The sequence below is a fragment of the Vibrio sp. ZF57 genome, from assembly GCF_001691235.1.
Taxonomy (GTDB): Bacteria; Pseudomonadota; Gammaproteobacteria; order Enterobacterales; family Vibrionaceae; genus Vibrio; species Vibrio crassostreae_C.
In genome coordinates this window covers 1-4,966 of sequence record NZ_MAKD01000052.1, presented here as the reverse complement: position 1 = coordinate 4,966, position 4,966 = coordinate 1, and the positions used below count along the sequence as shown (strand labels likewise).

Sequence of the window (4,966 nt, the reverse complement as noted above, 5' to 3'; positions counted from 1 at the left end):
GCGTTCAAATCCTGACTCGCCTACATCGGGGTCTGTGATGGTCAGCTTGCCATCAGCATAGAGTGTTGTATTGCCAAGTGTGGCGATGCCTGAGTGAGCATAGTCGGGTGACATGTCGACACCCGCGCTGTTTTCGGTTATTGAACCAGTATCAACGCCAGCGATTTGGGCTTTATCGCCAACAGCCGAGAGCGTCGTTGATGCGCCAGTGTGGGTCACACCACCGTGTGCATCCTTAACGTCATAGCTGAAGTGTACATCGCCGTTATAGTCTTTATCTGGCGTGAAGGTATAGGTGCCGTCTTGGTTATCGTTAATGGTGCCGTGGTCTGCACTGAGGTTATGCACACTTAACTGCGCTGTTTCACCATGATCAACATCTGAGGCATTGGCCAGCAGTTGCGCTTCAGTCAATGTGACTGCGGTATCCTCGGTGCCCGCCGCTAAAGTCACACTCGATGAAACCACTGGTGTATCGTTTGTGCCTGTCACAGTGACCACAACAGTCTGCTCGACGCTGGCCCCATAACTGTCGGTCACCCTAAGAGTGAATGTCTCTTGTTTTTGTTCGCCATCTCCAAGCGCCTGCGTATGAGCGCCCTGATCCAGACGATAAACCCACTGGCCGGTCGAAGGAACGACCGCCAGATTCCCATAGTTCCCTTTACCAGGATTTGAACCACTGCCAACGACCTCCCAAGACAGTTGGTCACCCGTATCCACATCACTCGCAGACAACTGGCCGCTGACTCTCGTGGCACCATCTTCTACTGTAGCGCCCTGTGAGTCGCTCACTGTATTCGTAATCACTGGCCCATCATTACGCCCTGTCAGCGTGATTTGGAAGGTTTCTGTCGCGGTATTCCCAGCTTTGTCAGTGACCGTAAACGTGAAGGTTTCTTGCTGATGCTCATTGAGGCTTAGTGCTTGCGCCCGAGCATCGGGAGTATAGGTATAGGAGCCATTAGCATGGATCACGAACTTGCCGTAGTTGCCCTGTTGTTCGCCCAGCCCGCCGGTCACTTGAACACCGGATTCGTCATCAACAATCAAGTTGCCATGAATCCCCGGCTGATTTTCGTTCATGCTGGCGTTATTATCGTGGATGGTGGCCACGCTATCTTTGATAATCGTGTCAGTCGAGGTTGCGGTTGTACCGTCATGACTTGTCGCATGCGCCGTCACAGTGAGCGTTCCGTCTTTTAAGGAGGAAAGATCTGCGGTTGTTTGATAGGTGCCGTCTGCAGCAACGGTGATATTGGCCTTGTCGACGGTGACCGTCGTTGTGCCATCGGTGATTTCAATGCGATCCAGTGTGGAAGCCACGCTCGGATCAAGCGACCCTGATATAGTGGCCGCCCCAGATTCGCTGGCATTCAAAACATTGTCCGCCGTATCCGCGATATCAACATTCACGATCGGTGTATCTGCCACAGCAGCTAGGCTCATTGATGCAGAGGCAGCGACTGTCGCGCCCTGCGGGTCTTGCACGTCGTAGGTAAAATGGACGGCCCCGTTGTAATCCGCATCCGGCGTGAAGGTGTAAGTACCGTCTTTGTTGTCGGTGATCGTGCCGTGGTCTGCACTGAGGTTATGCACACTGAGCAGCGCGGTTTCACCATGATCAACATCTGAGGTATTGGCCAGCAGTTGCGCTTCAGTCAATGTGACTGCGGTATCCTCGGTGCCCGCCGCTAAAGTCACGTTTGATGAAACGACAGGAGCATCATTTGTTCCTACAATATCTACAGTGATGGTATGAGCGGTACCGTCTTTAGAATGTACAGTGAAGGTTTCTTGAATGGTCTCCTTTTCGGTCAGTGACTGTATCTTGGTACTCGTATTATCTGCAATAAACGTCCAAGCACCATTCGCATGCACGACAAACTGCCCGAGACCATGGTCACCTGCCACTAGTGTGCCACGCTCATGAAGCCCTGCCTGATGATTAGACTGACCAGTGACTGTAAACATGCCCTCACCAGAATCCCAATCTGCGACGCGAAGCTGCCCACTGACAATCAAATTATTGGAGCCATGAGAACCGCTATCTTCAGTCGCAGTCCCTGTATCAACCCCAGAAATACGAGCGACGTCATTGGTGCCGGTCATCGTGATGGTCAGATTCTGGGTATCGGTCGCGCCGGCCGAGTCGGTGACCGTGACAGGGATAGTCACGGTTTGTGTCTGACCATCAGGCAGTGACTGATAGGCTGCATTGGACGGATCAAAGCTATAGGAACCGTCGGCATTGAGGGTTAAACCAGCCACCGGCGAGGCCACGCTATAGGTCAGACTGTCACCTGTATCGGGATCCGTCGCGCTTAGCTGACCTGTCGCCTGTTGTCCGTCTTCATCGACACTCACAGAAGCAATCGGGTTTAAGGTCGGTGCGTCATTGGTGTTGTTCACGACGAGATCAAAGGCCGTGCTGACGGTCGCGCCATGTGCGTCAGTCGCAGTGACCGTCACTTGTGTGGTGCCGACATCCGAGTTCGTCGGTGTGCCGGTAAAAGTGCCGGTTGTGGGATCGAAGCTTAACCAGCCTGGCAATGAGCCTGCACTCAGTGTGAGTGAGTCTTTCGCGTCGTTATCATCAAACGTGCCCGCAGGAACGGAGAAGGCAAATGCCCCATCTTCTGTCGCTGTTTGACCCGAAATCACCGAGGCGACTATGGGCACATCATTGGTGCCATGAACGGTCACTGTGATATCTTTTTTAGCACTGCCATCGATAGATTCAACGGTAAAGGTTTGCTGGAAGCTTTCCCCTGCGCCTAAATGTTGGACTTTATCATTATCAATGTTGTATGACCAATGGCCTTGTGCGTTGATATTGAACTGACCACCTTCGGTGGTGGTGATGGTTTGTGCGATAAAACCGGCTTGGTCGTGATCCGGGTCAATGACGTGTAACGTGCCACCACTGCTGAGCTGATTGGTGGTATTGCCAAAGGAAGTATGATCTTCGTAAACATGATTATTTAGGCTGGAGTAGGGCGTCACTGCAATTTTTGCTTGGTTATCTTCACCGGTCACTTTCACCATAATGGTGAGCTTCTGACCATCAGTGGTTTCGACTTCGTAGGGGAGCTCCATCGACTCGCCAGCATGTAGGCTACTGATTAGATCGTCCGGATGATGATTGGTACCTGTATTTAATCTGAATTGATAAGTGCCATTAGGCCAAACATCAAGGTAACCAGGTGCAAACCCTTGACCTAAATATTTACCGCTAAAAACAAACTGAGTGTTATCGCCACTATCAGGGTCAATCAGCTGAAGCTGGCCTCTATAGGATTTAAATTCGCTATCCAGCGCTTGTGTTTCAGTGAGCTGAATGACATTAGAAACCAGTGTGGCTTTATCATCTGTCCCGGCAATCGTAAGCGTGGCGGTTTGTTGCGTACTTCCACCATGGCCATCTTCTACTTGATAAGTGATAGCGATTTGTTGCGACTGACCATTGGCCAAATGATTAAATGCGGGATCAGTGGCATCAACAATTAACGTATGCCCATCAGCATCTAAGGTAATGCCCGTTGGAAGTTGGCCCGACTGAGGTTGACCATCGATGGCATATTCAAGGTGACTGATAGTTAAAGCGTCGCCGTCTTTATCTGTGGCACCTACTAGCAGATTGAGGGTGTGATGATTATCGGCCCCCTCACTGACACTGTCTGTTAAAGGCGTCACATCAGGGTTGTCGTTAACCGCAGCTAAGTTGGTGGTTGCGCTGGTGTGGGTCACACCACCGTGTGCATCCTTAACGTCATAGCTGAAGTGTACATCGCCGTTATAGTCTTTCTCTGGGGTAAACGTAAACGTACCATCGGCATTGTTTAGAATAGAGCCATGGTCGACATGGAGGTTTTCAATGGTTAGCTTACCGGCGTCATTGGCATCCACATCGACGGTATTCGCTAATAGTTGCGCAGTGGTTAAGGTTTGGCGTGTATCTTCACTGCCATTTGCAAGTACAACTTCAGATGAACAGTAAGGTCTGTCGTTACTGCCGTGAATGGTGATGACAATATCGTGTGTTGTACCATCTTTTGAATGGACTGTAATCGTATCGGTTAGGCTTTGCCCTTCACCAAGCTGGTCAATTGCAGTGCCACGCGTTGTTGCTACGCCACCAATAGCGGCTCTATGTCCGGCATCGGCGTGATAATGCCATGTACCATCATTTTGTAAAATCAGATCTCCATAGGTACCGTGATAGTCGTAACCATTGCTGCCTTGCTTTTCAAAAATAGACTCACCCGTATCAGGGTCTGTAATGGTCAGCTTACCATCCGCATAGAGTGTTGTATTGCCAAGTGTGGCTATGCCAGGTTGGGCATAATCGGGAGACATGTTAACGCCAGCGGTATTCTCGGTTATTGAACCAGTATCAACGCCAGCGATTTGGGCTTTATCGCCAACAGCCGAGAGCATCGTTGATGCGCCAGTGTGTGTCACACCACCGTGGGCATCTTTGACATCATAGCTAAAGTGCACCGCTCCGTTGTAGTCTTTTTCTGGGGTAAAGGTGAATGTGCCATCGCCATTAATTAATATCGAACCGTGGTCAGCCTGTAGGTTTTCAATGGATAATTTGCCAATATCGTTGTCATCAACATCGCTAGTATTAGCCAGTAGCTGTGCTGGGGTAAGGACAATTTTATTATCTTCTAAGCCATTCGCTAAACGTACTTCAGCTGATGCGACGGGCGCATCATTGGTGCCGTGAACGGTCACTGTGATATCTTTTTTAGCACTGCCATCAATAGATTCAACGGTAAAGGTTTGCTGGAAGCTTTCCCCTGCACCTAAATGTTGGACTTTATCATTGTCAATGTTGTATGACCAATGGCCGTGTGCGTTGATATTGAACTGACCACCTTCGGCGGTGGTGATGGTTTGTGCAATAAAACCGGCTTGGTCGTGATCCGGGTCAATGACGTGTAACGTGCCACCACTG

Annotated in this window: 1 protein-coding gene; it reads right to left on the bottom strand. The window is 50.3% G+C overall.

The genetic code is table 11. The annotated features are described in order from the left end of the window. The coding region (locus A6D97_RS05680) for a VCBS domain-containing protein (RefSeq protein ID WP_139074301.1) at positions 1-4,966 on the bottom strand (4,966 nt) is incomplete at both ends.